This is a genomic window from Acidovorax sp. GW821-FHT10E03, from assembly GCF_059415205.1.
Genome location: NZ_JBWKMU010000017.1, coordinates 54,040 through 70,458, shown reverse-complemented (window position 1 = coordinate 70,458; position 16,419 = coordinate 54,040). Strand labels below are relative to the sequence as shown.

The 16,419-nt window shown below is 70.1% G+C and carries 18 protein-coding genes; 6 read left to right on the top strand and 12 right to left on the bottom strand.

Translation table 11 applies throughout. The features are described from left to right. Positions 1–20 precede the first annotated feature (20 nt). Positions 21–380 (bottom strand): 5-carboxymethyl-2-hydroxymuconate Delta-isomerase, encoded by a 360-nt coding sequence (locus AC07OD_RS25810; protein WP_218295901.1) that lies wholly within the window; start codon positions 378–380, stop codon positions 21–23. 449 nt (positions 381–829) lie between these two features. On the opposite strand from AC07OD_RS25810, the gene AC07OD_RS25805 reads away from it, so the two are divergent. Further along, the gene (locus AC07OD_RS25805) at positions 830–1,570 is read left to right on the top strand and encodes a carbonic anhydrase (RefSeq protein ID WP_369643175.1); all 741 of its coding nucleotides are present in this window, start codon (positions 830–832) and stop codon (positions 1,568–1,570) included. A gap of 59 nt (positions 1,571–1,629) precedes the next feature. On the opposite strand, the gene bioF is transcribed toward AC07OD_RS25805, so the two are convergent. The 9 genes from bioF to AC07OD_RS25760 form a co-directional block, all read right to left on the bottom strand. After that, positions 1,630–2,916: an 8-amino-7-oxononanoate synthase gene (bioF, locus tag AC07OD_RS25800; protein WP_369643174.1), complete on the bottom strand. Its 1,287-nt coding sequence runs from the start codon at positions 2,914–2,916 to the stop codon at positions 1,630–1,632. After that, the gene (gene bioD, locus AC07OD_RS25795) at positions 2,913–3,584 is read right to left on the bottom strand and encodes a dethiobiotin synthase (protein WP_218295899.1); all 672 of its coding nucleotides are present in this window, start codon (positions 3,582–3,584) and stop codon (positions 2,913–2,915) included. Before bioD ends, bioF begins: the two co-directional genes overlap by 4 nt. Then, a complete protein-coding gene (bioA, locus tag AC07OD_RS25790; protein ID WP_494598382.1) occupies positions 3,581–4,909 on the bottom strand; it encodes an adenosylmethionine--8-amino-7-oxononanoate transaminase in 1,329 nt (442 codons plus the stop codon). The genes bioD and bioA overlap by 4 nt, the downstream gene beginning before the upstream one ends. 5 nt (positions 4,910–4,914) lie before the next feature. Beyond that, a complete protein-coding gene (panD, locus tag AC07OD_RS25785; RefSeq protein ID WP_494598350.1) occupies positions 4,915–5,295 on the bottom strand; it encodes an aspartate 1-decarboxylase in 381 nt (126 codons plus the stop codon). A 64-nt stretch (positions 5,296–5,359) separates the two neighbouring features. Beyond that, a complete protein-coding gene (locus AC07OD_RS25780) occupies positions 5,360–5,734 on the bottom strand; it encodes a 6-carboxytetrahydropterin synthase (protein ID WP_218295897.1) in 375 nt (124 codons plus the stop codon). 27 nt (positions 5,735–5,761) lie between these two features. After that, positions 5,762–6,397 carry a 7-carboxy-7-deazaguanine synthase gene (gene queE / locus AC07OD_RS25775; RefSeq protein ID WP_218295896.1) on the bottom strand — a complete coding sequence of 212 codons (636 nt, stop codon included), beginning with the start codon at positions 6,395–6,397 and terminating at the stop codon, positions 5,762–5,764. Continuing rightward, positions 6,394–7,983 carry an L-aspartate oxidase gene (gene nadB / locus AC07OD_RS25770; protein ID WP_492807035.1) on the bottom strand — a complete coding sequence of 530 codons (1,590 nt, stop codon included), beginning with the start codon at positions 7,981–7,983 and terminating at the stop codon, positions 6,394–6,396. The genes queE and nadB overlap by 4 nt, the downstream gene beginning before the upstream one ends. Positions 7,984–8,119: 136 nt before the next feature. After that, entirely contained in the window at positions 8,120–8,986 is an 867-nt protein-coding gene (locus AC07OD_RS25765) for a segregation and condensation protein A (RefSeq protein WP_218295894.1), read from the bottom strand. A 77-nt stretch (positions 8,987–9,063) separates the two neighbouring features. Then, complete coding sequence (locus tag AC07OD_RS25760) at positions 9,064–9,270, bottom strand: DUF3460 family protein (RefSeq protein WP_218295893.1); 207 nt, start codon at positions 9,268–9,270, stop codon at positions 9,064–9,066. A 43-nt stretch (positions 9,271–9,313) separates the two neighbouring features. Between AC07OD_RS25760 and AC07OD_RS25755 the strand changes: the two genes are divergently transcribed. After that, complete coding sequence (locus AC07OD_RS25755) at positions 9,314–9,826, top strand: outer membrane protein assembly factor BamE (protein WP_494598349.1); 513 nt, start codon at positions 9,314–9,316, stop codon at positions 9,824–9,826. A 12-nt stretch (positions 9,827–9,838) separates the two neighbouring features. Here AC07OD_RS25755 and AC07OD_RS25750 read toward each other — a convergent pair whose 3' ends face one another. Next, on the bottom strand, positions 9,839–11,506 hold the full coding sequence (locus AC07OD_RS25750) for a SulP family inorganic anion transporter (RefSeq protein ID WP_218295891.1): 1,668 nt from the start codon (positions 11,504–11,506) through the stop codon (positions 9,839–9,841). A 406-nt stretch (positions 11,507–11,912) separates the two neighbouring features. Here AC07OD_RS25750 and AC07OD_RS25745 point away from each other — a divergent pair, with 406 nt between their 5' ends. After that, a complete protein-coding gene (locus tag AC07OD_RS25745) occupies positions 11,913–12,566 on the top strand; it encodes a YitT family protein (protein WP_218295890.1) in 654 nt (217 codons plus the stop codon). Between the two features lie 9 nt (positions 12,567–12,575). Here the strand turns inward: AC07OD_RS25745 and AC07OD_RS25740 are convergent, their stop codons facing one another. Further along, entirely contained in the window at positions 12,576–13,367 is a 792-nt protein-coding gene (locus AC07OD_RS25740; protein WP_494598348.1) for a MipA/OmpV family protein, read from the bottom strand. A gap of 216 nt (positions 13,368–13,583) precedes the next feature. Between AC07OD_RS25740 and AC07OD_RS25735 the strand changes: the two genes are divergently transcribed. From AC07OD_RS25735 to AC07OD_RS25725, 3 genes are all read left to right on the top strand, one after another. Then, entirely contained in the window at positions 13,584–14,243 is a 660-nt protein-coding gene (locus tag AC07OD_RS25735; protein WP_494598347.1) for a response regulator, read from the top strand. Next, positions 14,240–15,700, top strand: a complete 1,461-nt coding sequence (locus tag AC07OD_RS25730; protein ID WP_492253762.1) for a sensor histidine kinase — start codon at positions 14,240–14,242, stop codon at positions 15,698–15,700. The genes AC07OD_RS25735 and AC07OD_RS25730 overlap by 4 nt, the downstream gene beginning before the upstream one ends. A 69-nt stretch (positions 15,701–15,769) precedes the next feature. Next, a complete protein-coding gene (locus AC07OD_RS25725) occupies positions 15,770–16,414 on the top strand; it encodes a DUF2306 domain-containing protein (protein WP_218295886.1) in 645 nt (214 codons plus the stop codon). Positions 16,415–16,419: the final 5 nt, after the last annotated feature.

Here is a 16,419-nt window from a genome sequence, read left to right as displayed (position 1 = left end):
GCGGAGGATTCAGCGCCGGTTCAAAGCCGCTCTTTGGCGTAGGAGCCCCGGTCCATGTCCACCACCTCCACGCTCAGCTGCACCATCACGCCCTGGGGGCGGGGTGTGCGTTCGCGCAGCACGGCGGCGATGCGCCCGGAGAGTTCTTTCTTGGCCTCGGGCGTGCGGCCCGAGAGCAGGCGCAGCTGCGCGTGCACGAACGCGCGCTGGGCCGGTGCGGTGCCGATCTCGAAGCTGTCGGCCACGATGAATCGGGTCTTCAGATCGGCCTCGTCCTGCACCTCGGGGTGGGCGCACAGGGTGGCGTTGAGCGCAGCCAGGGTGTCCGCCTCGGGATAGTGGGGCAGGTTGCTGGAGTATTCGACGGTGAGATGGGGCATGGGATTCGTGATTCCGTTCTGGGCGGGGCACGCACTGTGCGCGCCGCGCCAGTTTAAGGGCGCGGGTTCACCGCCGGGCGCGCGGGGGCTTGCGCCGGTCAGGTTCCCAGGCCGGCCCCGGCCCGGGGGCGACGTTCCAGCCCTCGCGGGCGTCCGCGTGCGCTTGAAGGCCGGTGGCGAATGCGGGGCGGCCGCTCCTTGTTGACACGGCACCAGGGCCATGCGCGATTTGTGTTGCCGCGGAGCGGCCCGCCTGCTCAGAATCCGGGCGGCCCCGCGCTCACTGTGCGGGGCCCGCGCCGTGTGCCGGTTCGCAGGTTCCTGCCGTGCCGCCAGGAACATTGCCAGGGTGCTGCAACCCGTGGCGAACCGTGGCGCATGCGGCGGACGTGCAGGTGGGCAGCGGCTTTTCCTCAACCGTGTTCAGTAAAACCATGACATACCAAAAAATGATCCGACACACCGCTCTCGCCGTCCTGGCGCTGTGCGCCGCCACCGGGGCTGGCGCGCAATCGCCACCGCACTGGGAGTACAAGGGCAAGCACGGCGCCACGCACTGGGGCGCGCTGGAGGCGGGCTTTGAAGCCTGCGCGCGGGGTGCGGCGCAAAGCCCCGTGGACATCCGCAAGACCGTGAAGGAGGCGCTGCCGGCGCTCGAGTTCCAGTACACGCCCGGGGCGCCCACGCTGGTCAACAACGGCCACACGGTGCAGGTCAACATGCCCGCCGGCAGCAGGCTCGTGGTCAACGGCAGGGCCATGGAGCTGCTGCAGTTCCACTTCCACACCCCCAGCGAGGAAGCCATTGGCGGCAAGCGCGCGGCCATGGTGGCGCACTTCGTGCACAAGGGCGAGGACGGCGGGCTGGGCGTGGTGGCCGCGCTGATACAGCCCGGCAAGACCAATGCCGCGTGGGCTCCCATCTTTGCGCACCTGCCGCGCACCGGCGAGCAGGTGACGGTGCAGGGGCTCACCCTGGACGCCAGCGCCCTGTTGCCCGCCAGGAAAGGCTACTACAGCTTTGACGGCTCGCTGACCACGCCGCCGTGTTCCGAAGGCGTGCAGTGGATGGTGCTCAAGGAGCCCGTGAAGCTCGGCGCCCAGCAGATCAAGGCGTTTCGCCAGCTGTACAACGCCAACGCGCGGCCATTGCAGCCGCTCAACGGGCGCGTGGTCAAGGAAAGCGCCTGACGGCCACTCCGGGGGACGGCGCTCCAGGGGGGCGCGGGGAGCACCGGCGGCGCCTGCCCTCAGCCGCTGACGGCCGCGCGCGCGCCGCTGGTGCCAGTGGCTGGCGGCTGCCGGGCGGCCACGTGGCGGGCCGCCGGGACCGCGTGGGCCGCATGCGCGGCCAGGGCGGCCAGCAACCGGTCCACATCGTGGGCCGTGTGGGCGGCCGACAGCGCAATGCGCAGCCGGGCCGTGCCCGCGGGCACGGTGGGCGGGCGGATGGCGGGCACCCACAGGCCCTCGCGGCGCAGGCTTTCCATCGCGGCCAGGGCGGCTTCGTTGCTGCCGATCACGAGTGCCTGCACCGCCGTGTGGGATGGCAGCAGTTGCCAGCCCAGTCCTGGGGGCAGCGTGGCCAGGCCTTCGCTCAGTTGCGCAATGCGCTGGCGCAGCCCCTCCCGCAGCTCGTCGGCGGCCGCCATCAGCTCCAGGCTCTTGCGCAAGGCGCTCGCCAGCAGGGGCGGCGCGGCGGTGGCGAAGATGTAGGTGCGCGTCTTCTGCAGCAGCCATTCGATGAGTGCCGCGTCGCCCGCCACGAAGGCGCCGGCGACGCCCGCCGCCTTGCCCAGCGTGGCCATGTAGAGCACGCGGCGCGACGCGGCGGCACCCGCCAGCCCCGCGTGCGCCAGGCTGCCGCGCCCCTGCGGCCCGAGCACGCCAAAGCCATGGGCGTCGTCCAGCAGCAGCAGGGCGTCGTAGCGCTCGCACAGCGCCAGCAGCGCCGGGATGTCGATCAGGTCGCCATCCATGCTGAAGACGGCATCGCTGACCACCAGCTTGCGCCGCGCGGGGCTGGCGGCCAGCGCGGCTTGCAGTGCCGCCAGGTCGGCATGCGGGTAGCGGTGGATGGTGGCGCGTGACAGCCGCGCGCCATCGATCAGGCAGGCATGGTTGAGCGCATCGGAAAACAGTGCGTCGCCCGCGCCCACCAGGGCGGGGATGATGCCGGTATTGGTGGCATAGCCCGCGTAGAAGTACAGCGCCCGGGGCAATTGCACGAAGGCGGCCAGTTCCTGCTCCAGCGCTGCGTTGGCGGCGCTGTGCCCGCTGACCAGGGGCGAGCCGCCCGAGCCCACGCCAAAGGTGTGCGTGGCCTCGCGCGCGGCCTCGGCCAGCGCGGGGTGGCCGGCCAGGCCCAGGTAGTCGTTGCTGCAGAAGGCCAGCATGGATTGCCCGTCCACCAGCAGGTGGGCACCCCCTGCGGGCTGCACCACGCGGCGGCGGCGCAGCAGGTGGGCGCGCTCGAGGTCGGCGATTTGCCCTGGGATCTCGTCCAGCCAGGACGCGCAGGAGGTCGGCGCGGTCATAGCCACTCCCCGGGAAGCTCGAACACCAGGCCGCGCGCGTCGGGCAGTTCCTGGTAGGGCACCTCGGCCAGCAGCGGCGCGCCCAGGCGGTCCCGCAGGTAGGCGATGTTCTCTTCGGCCGCGTCCATGCCAGGGTCCACGCGGTTGGCCACCCAGCCGGCCAGCGCGAGGCCGCGCGCGCGGATCGCCTCGGCCGTGAGCAGCGCGTGGTTCAGGCAGCCCAGCCGCAGGCCCACCACCAGCACCACGGGCAGGGCCAGGGCCTGGGCCAGGTCGGCGCCGGTCTCGGTGTCCGACAGCGGCACGTGGAAGCCCCCCGCGCCTTCGACCACCACCGCATCGGCCTGGGCCGCCAGGGCCTGGTAGCTGCGCACGATGGCCGCGATGTCGATCCGCACCCCGGCGCGCGCGGCGGCGATGTGGGGCGAGAGCGGATCGAGCAGCAGCACGGGGTTGTCCAGCTCGGGCGCCACGGCCAGCGTGGAGGCCGAACGCAGCGCGATCGCGTCCTCGCTGGCCCAGTCCTCGCCCCAGGGCACCACGCCCGCGGCCACCGGCTTCATGCCGACCACGCGGCGGTGGTGTGGCGCCAGGGCGTGCAGCAGGCCGGTGGACACCAGCGTCTTGCCGACGCCCGTGTCGGTGCCGGTGACAAAACATCCAATCATGGGGTCTCCTCCTGCAGGGTGGCGTTCAGTGCGCCCAGCGCGCCCTCGGCGAGGCGCTGCACGGCCTCTTCGTCGAGCACATAGGGTGGCATCGCGTACAGCGTGTGGCCGATGGGGCGCAGCACCAGCCCCCGCGTCATGGCGTGCTGGTGGTAACGGCGTGCGAAGTCGGGCAGCGTGGTGTCGATGTCCCAGGCCCAGATCATTCCCAGGCGCCGCGCGTGGCGCACGCGCGGATGGCGGGTGAGCGGCATGCAGGCCGCGTCGATGCGCAGGGCCAGGGCCGCGTTGGCGTTGAGGGTGTCGAGCTGGCCGAACAGCTCCAGCGTGGCCAGCGCCGCGCGGCAGGCCAGCGGGTTGCCGGTGTACGAATGCGAGTGCAGAAAGCCGCGCGCCACATCGTCGTCGTAGAACGCGGCATACACCGCGTCGGTGGTGAGCACGGCCGACAGCGGCAGCGTGCCGCCCGTGAGGCCCTTGGACAGGCAGATGAAGTCCGGCCGGATGCCCGCCTGCTGGTGGGCGAACATCGTGCCCGTGCGGCCAAAGCCCACGGCGATTTCGTCCACCACCAGGTGCACCTCGTAGCGGTCGCACAGCGCGCGCGCCAGGCGCAGGTACTCGGGGCTGTGCATGGCCATGCCGGCGGCGCACTGCACCAGCGGTTCGACGATGAGCGCGGCGGTGCTCGCGTGGTGCTCGGCCAGCCAGGCATCGAGCGCCTGGGCACTGCGACGCGCCACGTCCTCGGCGCTTTCGCCGGGCGCCGCGCCGCGCGCATCGGGGCTGGGCACGGTGGCGGCCAGGCGCACCAGCGGCGCGTAGGCCTCGCGGAAGATCGCGATGTCGGTCACGGACAGCGCGCCCACGGTCTCGCCGTGGTAGCCACCGGCCAGACCCACAAAGCGGCTCTTGGCGGGGCGACCCATGTTGCGCCAGTAGTGCGCACTCATCTTCAGGGCGATCTCGGTGGCCGCCGCGCCGTCGCTGCCGTAGAACGCATGGCCCAGGCCCGTGAGCGCGGAGAGGCTTTCCGACAGCTCCACCACCGGCGCATGCGTGAAGCCGGCGAGCATCACGTGGTCGAGCCGCTCCAGCTGGTCCGCGAGGGCCGCCTTGATGTGCGGGTGGCTGTGGCCAAAGAGGTTGACCCACCAGGAGCTGATGCCGTCGAGGTAGCGCCGGCCTTGCGTGTCGTAGAGCCAAGGCCCCTGTGCGCGCGCGATGGCCACGGGCGGCTGGGCCTCGTGCCGCTTCATCTGCGTGCAGGGGTGCCAGACGCTGGCGAGGCTGCGGGCCACCAGGCCGTCGTGCAGGGGCTGCATGTTCATCACAGGGCCTGTGTGGGCACGGCGTGGCGCAGTCCGGTCTGGCGGTTGTGTTCGTCCACGAACACCAGTTGCGGCTGGTGCGTGGGCACCTGGTCCTCATGCACCTGGGCGAAGGCCGCGATGATGATGAGGTCGCCCACGGCGGCGCGGCGCGCGGCCGAGCCGTTCACCGAGATCATGCCGCTGCCGCGCTGGCCCTTGATGGCGTAGGTGGTGAAACGCTCGCCGTTGTTGATGTTCCAGACGTGGATCTGCTCGTTCTCGGCGATGTTGGCTGCTTTCAGCAGGTTTTCGTCGATGGCGCAGGAGCCCTCGTAGTGCAGCTCGCACTGGGTCACGGCGACGCGGTGGATCTTGGATTTGAGCAAGGTACGGAACATCGGGCTTCCTTGGGTGAAGTCGGTGGCGGCGCGGGCGGGGTCTGCCGGTGGGGCAGGTGGTGTGTCAGCGCGCGGGCAGGTCGAGCAAGCAGCTGTCGCCCAGCGCGTCGCGCCACACGCGCACGCGGCTCACGCGCGGCTGCAGTTCGGCGGGCAGCGCCTGGGCGATGAAGACGCACAGGTTCTCGAGCGTGGGCGTGCCCAGGCCCGGCACGTCATCCAGCATGTGGTGGTCGAGTTGCCCGCGCACCACCTCCAGGCCCCGGCGCAGCAGGCCCAGGTCCAGCACCATGCCAGTGGCGGGGTCGCGCGGGCCGCTGAGCGAGACCTCGGCGTGGTAGGTGTGGCCGTGCACGCGGCGGCTGCCTTCGGCCTCGATCTCGCGGCGCAGGGTGTGGGCGGCGTCGAAGAAGAAGCGCTGGGAAATGGTGAACAACATACGGAAATCAACAACAAAAATGCCGCATCACCGGATGCCGGTGAGCTTGTGGGTCTGCAGGCTCAGGCGCCATGCGGGGTGCGCCAGGCAGGCGTCGATGCAGGCGGCGGTGTTCTGGCGCTGCAGCAGGCCGTCCATGGGCTGCAGGAAGCGGTGGGTGAACTGGGTGTCCTGCTCCAGCGCCCGCAGGTCGAACCCGGGCTGGGGCCACACGAGTTTCAGCTCCTGTCCGCTGCGCTGGACCCACGGTGCACCGGCCTTGGGGCTGATGCACAGCCAGTCGATGCCCTCGGGCGCTTTCACGGTGCCGTTGCTCTCCACGGCGATGCGGAACTGCTGGGCGTGCAGTGCGTCGATGAGTTCAGCGTCCACCTGCAGCAGGGGCTCGCCACCGGTCAGCACCACCAGCCGGTGGCCTGCGCCGGCAGGCCACTGCGCGGCGATGGTGTCGGCCAGCAGCGTGGCGGTGTCGAACTTGCCGCCCAAAGTGCCGTCGGTGCCCACGAAGTCGGTGTCGCAGAACTGGCAGATGGCCTGCGCGCGGTCCTGCTCGCGGCCCGTCCAGAGGTTGCAGCCCGCAAAGCGGCAGAACACGGCAGGCGTGCCTGCCTGGCCGCCTTCACCTTGCAGGGTGTAGAAAATTTCCTTGACGCTGTAGGTCATCGGAGCACCGGAGGGACGAGGATGGTGGGCGCTGCGGGCGCGGCGACTTCCGGGTAGTCGCGGCTGAAATGCAGGCCCCGGCTTTCGCGGCGCAACTGGGCGCTTTTCACGATCAGGTCGGCCACCTGCACCAGGTTGCGCAGCTCCAGCAGGTCGCGCGTGATGTGGAAGTGCGCGTAGAACTCCTGGATCTCGCCCTGCAGCATGGCGATGCGGTGCGCGGCGCGCTCCAGGCGCTTGTTGGTGCGCACGATGCCCACGTAGTCCCACATGAAGCGGCGCAGTTCGTCCCAGTTGTGCGAGATGACGACGGACTCGTCGGCGTCGGTCACGCGGCTGTCGTCCCAGGCGGGCACGGCGGGCAGATCGGCGGTGGGGGCCGTGGCAATGGCCTGGGCGGCAGCGCGTGCGAACACCATGCATTCGAGCAGCGAGTTGCTGGCCAGCCGGTTGGCGCCGTGCAGGCCGGTGCAGGCCACCTCGCCCACGGCGTACAGGCCGGGCAGGTCGGTGCGGCCGGCCAGGTCGGTCAGCACTCCGCCGCAAGTGAAGTGGGCCGTGGGCACCACGGGGATGGGCTCTTTGGTGATGTCGATGCCCAGCGCGGCGCAGTGGGCCAGGATGTTCGGAAAGTGTTCCTGCAAGAACGCGGGGCTCTGGTGCGAGATGTCCAGGTGCACGCAATCGAGGCCGTGTTTCTTCATCTCGAAGTCGATGGCGCGGGCCACCACGTCGCGCGGGGCCAGTTCGGCGCGCGGGTCATGGTCCAGCATGAAGCGCGTGCCGCCCGCCGAGGGGGGTAGCAGCAGCCTGCCGCCTTCGCCGCGCACCGCCTCGCTGATGAGGAAGGACTTTTCGTGCGGGTGGTACAGCCCCGTGGGGTGGAACTGGATGAACTCCATGTTCGCCACGCGGCAGCCCGCGCGCCAGGCGGCGGCGATGCCGTCGCCCGTGGCGGTGTCGGGGTTGGTGGTGTACAGGTACACCTTGCCCGCGCCGCCCGTGGCCAGGATGGTCTGCGGCGCGCGGAAGGTCACCACCTCATCGGTGTCGCTGTCCAGCGCATGCAGGCCGAGGCACCGGTGGCCGGGCAGGCCCAGCTTGCGCGTGGTGATCAGGTCCACCAGCGTGTGCTGCTCGAACAGCGTGATGCCGGGCGTGGCGCGCACCACGTCGATCAGCGTGCGCTGCACCGCCGCGCCGGTGGCGTCGGTCACATGGGCAATGCGGCGCGCGCTGTGGCCGCCTTCGCGCGTGAGGTGCAGCTGGTCGCCTTCGAGCGTGAAGGGAACGCCCAGCTGGCGCAGCCAGGCGATGGAGGCGGGGGCGTTCTCGACCACGAAGCGCGTGGTGGCCAGGTCGCACAGGCCCGCGCCCGCCACCAGCGTGTCTTCGATGTGGGCGGCAAAACTGTCGTCATCGGCCAGCACGGCGGCAATGCCGCCCTGGGCCCAGCCGCTCGATCCATCCTGCAGCGTGCGCTTGGTGATCACGGCCACGCGGTGCGTGGGGGCCAGGTGCAGCGCGGCCGAGAGGCCTGCGAGGCCGCTGCCTACGATGAGAACGTCGAAGTCGTGGGATGCCATGGAAGGTGTCAGTTGCCGTTGAAGTGGGCGCGGCTCCCGGCCGGGGCCACCGTGAAGCCGGCTTTGCCAGGCCACCGGTGGCGTCCCCCTCCCGCGCAGCGAGAGAGGGGGAAGCGGCGCAGCCGCTCAGGGGGTGTCATGCCGGTACATAGGCGAGGCGCACGTAGATGGGTGCGAAGGCCTCGGCCTGCGTGATCTCGATCAGCGTCTCCTTGGCCAGCTCCAGCAGGGCGATGAAGGTCACGACCAGCACGGTGCTGCCTTTTTCGGGCTCGAAGAGTTCTTCAAACTCCACGAAGCGGCGGCCCTGCAGCGTCTTGAGCACCATGCTCATGTATTCGCGCACGCTCAGCTCTTCGCGCGTGATCCTGTGGTGCTGGACGAGCTTGGCGCGTTTCAGGATGTCGCGCCAGGCGTCCTGCAACTCCACCACGTGCACGTCGGGAAAGCGCGGCTGCAGGCTTTGTTCGATGTAGACCTGCGCCTTGAGGAAGTCGCGCCCGTACTGCGGCAACTGCCCCAGGCGGGCGGCGGCCATCTTCATCTGTTCGTATTCGAGCAGGCGGCGCACCAGCTCGGCGCGCGGGTCTTCGGGCTCCTCGCCCTCGGCCTGCTTCTTGGGCGGCAGCAGCATGCGCGACTTGATTTCGATCAGCATCGCCGCCATCAGCAAATACTCGGCCGCCAGCTCCAGGTTGCGGCTGCGGATCTCGTCCACATACGCCAGGTACTGCTTGGTGACCCCCACCATGGGGATGTCGAGGATGTTGAAGTTCTGCTTGCGGATCAGGTACAGCAGCAGATCGAGCGGGCCTTCGAAGGCTTCAAGGAAGACTTCGAGCGCATCGGGCGGGATGTACAGGTCCGTGGGCAGGGCGAACAGCGGCTCGCCATACAGGCGCGCCAGCGCGACCTGATCGACCACGTCGGGCATGCCGCCCGCGTTCAGCGCGGCCGTGCCCGCCGGATCATCGGACGCCTCGGGCACGCGCGCGGTGGTCATGGATATTTGCTATTGAAAATATAGCTATCAGCGCTTATTGATCAAGCGCTGGGGGCCAATTTGATGCCCGGGTCGGCTCAGTCGGCGTTCGTCTGGTAGACGTAGGGCTTTTGCTCGACCTGGGCTTCGCGGTACTCCCCCCAGATCTTGCGGTCCACCTGCTTGTCCCACAGCAGCGCGCGGCCGGCCAGCTGCTGGCTTTCCAGCTCGGGCTTGCTGGCCTTGAGCTGGTTGATGAACTGGGTGGCATCGGATTGGTAATCGGGGCGGCGGAAAATGGACATGGACTGTTAACCTCTTTGCCGTGGATTTTACCGGGACCGACTCATGCCCTTGATATATCGCGCCGCCGCCCTGGCGGCCGCCACTTTTTCGTTGCTGGCGCTTGCCGCCTGCGACCCGCAACGCATCAGCGAACTCAAGGAGGGCGTCTCCACCGAGGCCGACGTGCGCGACCGCTTCGGCGTCCCCGAGAACGTGTGGGACGAGCCCGGCGGCGCGCGCACGTTCGAATACAACCGCCAGCCCGCCGGCCGGGTCAACTACATGATCACCATCGGCGCCGACGGCCGCATGACGGCGCTGCGCCAGGTGCTCACCCCCGAGAACTTCGCGCGCGTGGTGCCCGGCATGCGCATGGACGAGGTGCGCCGCCTGCTGGGCAAGCCCGCCAAGGTCACGCCCTACGAACTGAAGCGGGAAACCCATGCCGACTGGCGCTACCTGGAGGCACCCAACCAGGCCAAGGTGTTCACCGTGGTCCATGGGCCCGACCAGTTCGTGCTGCGCACCCAGACGGGGGCCGACCTGGAGGCGCCGGAGTTCAAGGGCGGCAAGTAGCCGCGCGGCGGGTCACACCGGCAGGTCCTCCAGCCCCTGCGCCGCCAGCCGGGCGGCAAAGCCCGAGCGCTCGATCAGCGAGCGCGGCTGCTCGTGCAGGTGCACCAGGCGCAGCCGCCCGCCGCGCGCGGCCACGGCCTTGAGGATCTGCGCCAGCGCGTCCAGCCCCGTGGTGTCCAGCGCCACCAGCTCGCTGGCGTCCAGCACCACGTCCATGCCGGGCGGGCCGGTCTCCACGGCCTGGAGGATGGGGTCGATCTTGGCGGCGGCGCCGAAGAACAGCGCGCCATGCAGGCGCCAGGTGGCCGTGGCCCGCCCCTGGGGAAAACTGCCTTCGGCCTCCGGCTGGCGCACCACGCGAAAGAGCCCGCTCATGCGCCGCACGAACAGCGCGCAGGCCATGAAGAGGCCCACCTCCACCGCCACCGTGAGGTCGAACACCACGGTGAGGAAGAACGTGCCCAGCATCAGCAGCCGGTAGTGGTTGCTGAAGTGCTTGAGGCGCACGAACTCGTGCCACTCACCCATGTTCCAGGCCACGTACAACAGGATGCCCGCCAGCACCGCCAGCGGAATGTGCAGCGCCAGCGGGGCGGCCACCAGCACGATCACCAGCAGCGTGAGCGCATGCACCATGCCCGCCACGGGCGAGGTGGCGCCCGCGCGGATGTTGGTGACGGTGCGCGCAATGGTGCCGGTGGCGGGCATGCCGCCGAAGAACGGCACCACCAGATTGGCCAGCCCCTGGGCCACCAGCTCCTGGTTGGGGTCGTGTTTCTTGTGGTGCGGGTCGGTGGCCAGCTGGTCGGCCACGCGGGCGCACAGCAGCGATTCGATGGCGCCCAGCAGCGCGATGGTGAGCGTGGGCGTGACCAGCAGGCGCACCGTGTCCCACGAAAAATCGGGCAGCGCGAACACCGGCAGCGCCTGCGGAATGCCTCCAAACCGCGAGCCGATGGTCTCCACCGGAAACTCCATCGCCCAGGCCAGCAGGCTCAGCGTGACCAGCGCCACGACGGGCGCGGGCACGCGCGCGAAGCTGCGCACGGTGTGGCGCTCCAGCACCTGCATCACGGGCGAGCCCTTCATCATCAGCCTGGGCCAGACGAACAACCCGGCCACGCAGGCCGCGCCCAGCCCGAAGGCATGGGGGTTGAGGCTGTCCGCGTGCCGCGCCAGCGCATCGATCTGCGAGAAGAAATTGCCCGGCATGCGGTCGATGGACAGCCCCAGCCAGTCCTTCACCTGCGACAGCGCGATCAGCACCGCAATGCCGTTGGTGAAGCCGATCACGATGCTCACCGGCACGAAACGCACCAGCGTGCCCAGCCTGAAGAGCCCCAGCAGCACCAGCAGCACGCCCGCGCAGGCGGTGGAGATGAGCAGGTTGGCCACGCCGTAGCGCTCGACGATGCCGTAGACGATGACGATGAATGCGCCCGCCGGTCCGCCGATCTGCACGTTGGTGCCCCCCAGGGCGGAGATCAGGAAGCCCGCGATGATCGCCGTCCACAGCCCCGCCTCGGGCTTGAGGCCGCTGGCGATCGCGAACGCCATGGCCAGCGGCAGCGCCACGATGCCCACCGTCACCCCCGCACCCACGTCGGCCAGCCAGCGGCCCTTGTCGTAGCCGCGCAGCGCATCGAGCAGGCGGGGGTGGAAGGCGAGTGAAAACTGCATGGTGGCGGGCACTTTCTTTTCGGCGGCTCTGCGGCGGCCCAGGGCCCCGGCACCGCCGGGATGCAGCCACCACCGCCATCAACGCGGGGCAGACTTCAGTGTAGTGAGCCGGGTGCGCAGCGCAATGGGGCGAAGCCGGTGCGGTCGCCAAGCACATTGCGTGCCGAATGTGCCCGTTGCCAGGGGCCACGCGGGGGGGGCGGGCTGTGGATGGAACTTTAAAATTGATAGCAAACTATTGAATGCCAACCAGCGGTAGCAGCCGGAAATTCTTCGAATTCTGCCCGCTCAGGGATGGACATCGGGCGTGGAGCCCGCGCTCCCTGGCATATTGCTTGCTGTTCTTGCACGGCCATCCCGGCCCCCGCTCCGTGCGGATTGATGTGACGCCAGCGTGATCCCCTCCATGACCGACACCCCCGCCAATGACTCCAGCGCCGCTGGCGATGCCCATGCCGACGCATCCACCCTGCGCCATGGTGCGTTCGAGGATGTACAGGCCCTGTTCGCCGGCACGCTGTTCGTGGCCATGGCGCTCATGCTGTTCAACCAGGCGGGGCTGCTGGTGGGCGGCACGGCGGGCGCGGCGTTTCTGCTGCACTACGTCACGGGCATCTCGTTCGGCAAGCTGTTCTTCGCGGTCAACCTGCCGTTCTACTGGTTCGCCTGGACGCGCATGGGGCGCGAGTTCACGGTCAAGACCTTTGTCTGCGTCGCCCTGCTGTCGCTGCTGACCGAGCTGTTCCCCCATGTGATGCACGTGGACTACCTGAACCCGCTGTTCGCATCCTTGCTGGGCGGGCTGCTGCTGGGCACGGGCTGCCTGTTCCTGGCGCGCCACCGCTCCAGCCTGGGCGGGGCCACCGTGGTGTCGCTGTACCTGCAGGCCCGCTACGGCATGCGTGCGGGCAAGGTGCAGATGATGATCGACGGCACCGTGGTGCTGCTGGCGCTCTTCGTGGTGCCGGTGGACCGCGTGGCGTATTCGGTGCTGGCCGTGCTGGTGATGAGCGGGTTCCTGTGGATCAGCCACCGGCCAGGGCGGTACGTGGGGCATTGAAGGCGGCGCTCAGAACCGGTAAAGCCAGCCCGCCGTCACCGCCGGCTGGCTCGATCTGTTGACCAGCGGGCTGTTCTTGATCGCGCTGGCCAGCCGCGTGCTGCTCACGTCCACGAACATCCACTGCCGCGGCGCCAGCGCGTAGCCCACGCGCAGGCCGGCCTGCAGGTTCACGGCGGAGCTGCCTTCATGGGCCGGGCGGCCTGCGCGGGCCTCCGCGCCTTCCACGCCGTAGTAGTAGTCCACATACTTGCGGTCCTGCCGCTGCACCGACACACGGGGGGTGATGTCCCACGCACCGAGCTGGAAGCGGCGCTCGGCCTTCAGCGTGAACTGGCGCCCCTTGCTGTGGCCGGAGGCATCGGCCAGCAGCTCGGCCGAAAGCTGCACCGGCCCCGTGTCCCAGCTGGCGGCCGCGCCCAGCCAGAGGCTGCCCTTGCGCTCCTGCATGCCGGTCAGAAAAGGCGAGTCCTTGGCCTCGTAGCCCTCGAAACCGAAGCGCGACCGCAGCCGCAGGCCCACGGGGCCGGCCGGCGGCAGCTTGACATCCACGCCCGGGCCGGCAATGTGGACCCAGCGGTTTTCGTAGGTGAGCAGGGGCAGCGGCTGCGCCTTGTCGTCGAAGTCGCGGTAGGGCTTGCGGTCGGCGCTGACGGCCAGGCCCGCCCCCCAGGTGGAGGTGGGGGCGTCCTGCTGCGCCCAGGCGGCGGGCGCCAGCGCCGCCAGGGTGGCCGCGATGACCGCCGCGCGGCCCCGCAGGGTGTGGTGGGTGGGGGAGGGCAGGCGAAGGCAGTGCGTCATGGGTTCGGGTTCCAGAAAGAAGAAAAAGAAAAGGGGCGGGCCAGGCCGGGCGTGCCTGCGGGCCGCACGCCGCAGGCAGGGGGCCGGTGCACTGTAGGAATGCTTTCTTAGCGCCGGGTTAGCCCTGCGCCACCCTGGGTGGGCGCCGCGCTCATGGCGGGCTAAGAATTCCGCGCTACGCTGTGCACCGCCCTGAAGGCCCCAAGGAGAACCCTGTTGCGCGCACTGCTGGTGGAAGACGACGACATGATCGGGCGCAGCCTGTCGCATGCGCTCAAGGGGGCGGGCTGGTCCGTGGACTGGGTGCGCAACGGCGAACTGGCCCACAGCGCCCTCGCCGATGGCGACTACAGCTGCGTGCTGCTGGACCTGGGCCTGCCGGGGCTCGACGGCACCGAGGTGCTGCGCCGCGCCCGTGTGCGCGGCGACCTCACGCCGGTGGTGGTGCTTACCGCGCGCGACGGTGTCGAGGACCGCGTGCACGGCCTGGACATCGGTGCCGACGATTACCTGCTCAAACCCTTCGAGGTGGCCGAGCTGCTGGCCCGCATGCGCGCCGTGGTGCGCCGGCGCAGCGGCGTGGCCCAGTCGCTGATGGGCAATGGTGCCCTGCAGCTGGACCTGGCCACGCGCGAGGTGCTGCAGGGCGGCGCCCGCGAGGCCCTCACCGCCCGCGAATTCGCGCTGCTGCATGCGCTGCTGGAGCGCCCCGGCGCCATCCTGTCGCGCGAGCAGCTGGAAAACCGCATCTACGGCTGGGGCGAGGAGGTCAGCAGCAACGCGGTGGACGTGCTCATCCACGGCATGCGCCGCAAGCTCGGGCCCGACGCCATCCGCAACGTGCGCGGCCTGGGCTGGCGGGTGGCGGCGCCATGACGGGGCCGGTGCGCGAGCACGCGGCCCGCTGGTACCGCCCCCGGTCCCTGCGCGGGCAGATCCTGCTGTGGCTCGCGCCCTGGATCCTGGTGGGCGCCGTGGTGGCGGGCTGCGCGTTCTGGGCGAGCTACAGCGCGCTCATCCACACCTTCATGCAGTACCAGATGGAGGTGTTGGCGCGTTCCCATGCAGCCGGCGGGCAGGGGCCGGCGGGCACCAGCGATGGCGGCGACGGCCGGGACGCTGGCCACGGGGTCGAGCCCCTGCCGCTGCTCAGCGACACCAACATCCTGGACTGGGGCGCCTTTGCCGTGCAGGTGTGGTCGGCCGACGGGCGGCTGCTGGCCACGTCGCGGCCCGACACCGGTGTGCCACTGCAGGCCGCGCCAGGGCACGGTCTGCTGCGCACCCACGATGCCTGGGCGCCTGGGTGGCGCGTCTACACCGCGCCAGCGGCCGGGCCGCACCAGCGCCGCGTGCAGGTGCTGCAAAGCGAGAAATTCCTGCAGGAAGAAGTGGCGGTGCGCACGCTGTACGTCATCGTGCCCATGGCGCTGCTGGTACCGGCGCTGCTGTTCTCGCTGTGGCTGGTGGTGGGGCGCGCATCGCGCTCGCTGCGCATGGTGGCCGATGAAGTGGCCCAGCGCGACGACCGCAGCCTGGGCGCCATCCGCATGGACCGCGTGCCCGAGGAGATCGTGCCCCTGGTGGGTTCCTTCAATGCACTGCTGGCGCGCCTGGGCGAGGCCTTTGCCGCGCAGCGCCGCTTCGTACAGGACGCCGCCCACGAGCTGCGCACGCCCATGGCCGCGATGGCGCTGCAGCTGGAGAACCTGCGCCCCTTCGTGCCTGCGGGCGATGCGCAGCAGCAGTTCGCGCAACTGGACGCGGGCATGCGCCGGGCGCGGCACCTGGTCGGCCAGTTGCTGCGCCTGTCGCGGCAGGAGGCGCCGGTGTCTGCGCAGGCACCCACTGCGCCCGTGGACATCACGGCCCTGCTGCGCGACTGCGTGGGCCAGCTGATGCCCCTGGCGGACCAGCGCCGCATCGAGGTCGGTTTTGCCGGAGACGGGCAGGTGGCGGTCCACGCCGCTGCCAGCGAACTGCGCAGCGTGTTCGACAACCTGCTGGACAACGCCCTGCGCTACACGCCCGAGGGCGGTGCGGTCGAAGTGCGGCTGCACCGTCTGGACAGCGGCGCGGTGGTGGACATCGTCGACAACGGCCCCGGCATTCCGCCAGAGCTGCTGGAGCGGGTCTTCGACCGCTTCTTCCGCGTGCCCGGCAACGACGCCGACGGCAGCGGGCTGGGCCTGGCCATCACCCGCGCGGCAGCGCTGCGCCAGGGCTTGCGGGTGGAGCTGCGGGCGCGGGACGACGGCGCCGCGGGCCTGCTGGCGCGGGTGCATCTGCCCCCACTCCAGCCCGCGCCCGCGCCGCTGCTAACACCCGCCTAAGGCGCTGCTAACACGGGGCTCAGACGCAATTTCTAGAGTGGATGGACTTCCATTTCACAGAAAGTTGCCATGTCTCCACGTACTCTCGCCCCCGCCCTGGCTTGGGGTTTGCTCGCGCTGTCGGCCCTGGCCGTCGGCATTGTCTCGTTGCGCTATGCGCTGCCCGGCATGCCCTTCCCGATGGACCTGCCCAGCCTGCAGTCGGCGCCCCGGGCTTTCGTGGTGCATGCGGTCAGCGCATCGCTGGCACTGATGCTGGGCCCGCTGCAATTGATGGCGGCATGGCGCACCCGGTTTCCGGCCCTGCACCGCTGGGTGGGGCGCGGGTATGTGGCGGCGATTGCGGTGGGCTGGCTCTCGTCGTTGCCCCTGGCACTGGATGCGATGACGGGTCCCGTGGCCGTCCTGGGTTTCCTGGCGCTGGGCGTGGCCTGGATCGTGGCGACCGGCATGGGCCTGCTGCGCGCGCTGCAGCGCCGTTTTGCCGAGCACCGGCGCTGGATGGTGCGCAGCTATGCGCTCACGGCGGCAGCCATCACGCTGCGCGTCTACCTGGGGGGCAGCATGGCCCTGGGGGTGGATGAGCAGGTGTCCTACCCCTTCATCGCCTGGCTGTGCTGGGTGCCCAACCTGCTGGGCGCCGAGTGGTACCTGCGGCGTCAGGCGTTGCGCGCGGGCCGGCCGCAGCGGTCGCCGCCGCTGGCATCGCTGTGAGCGAA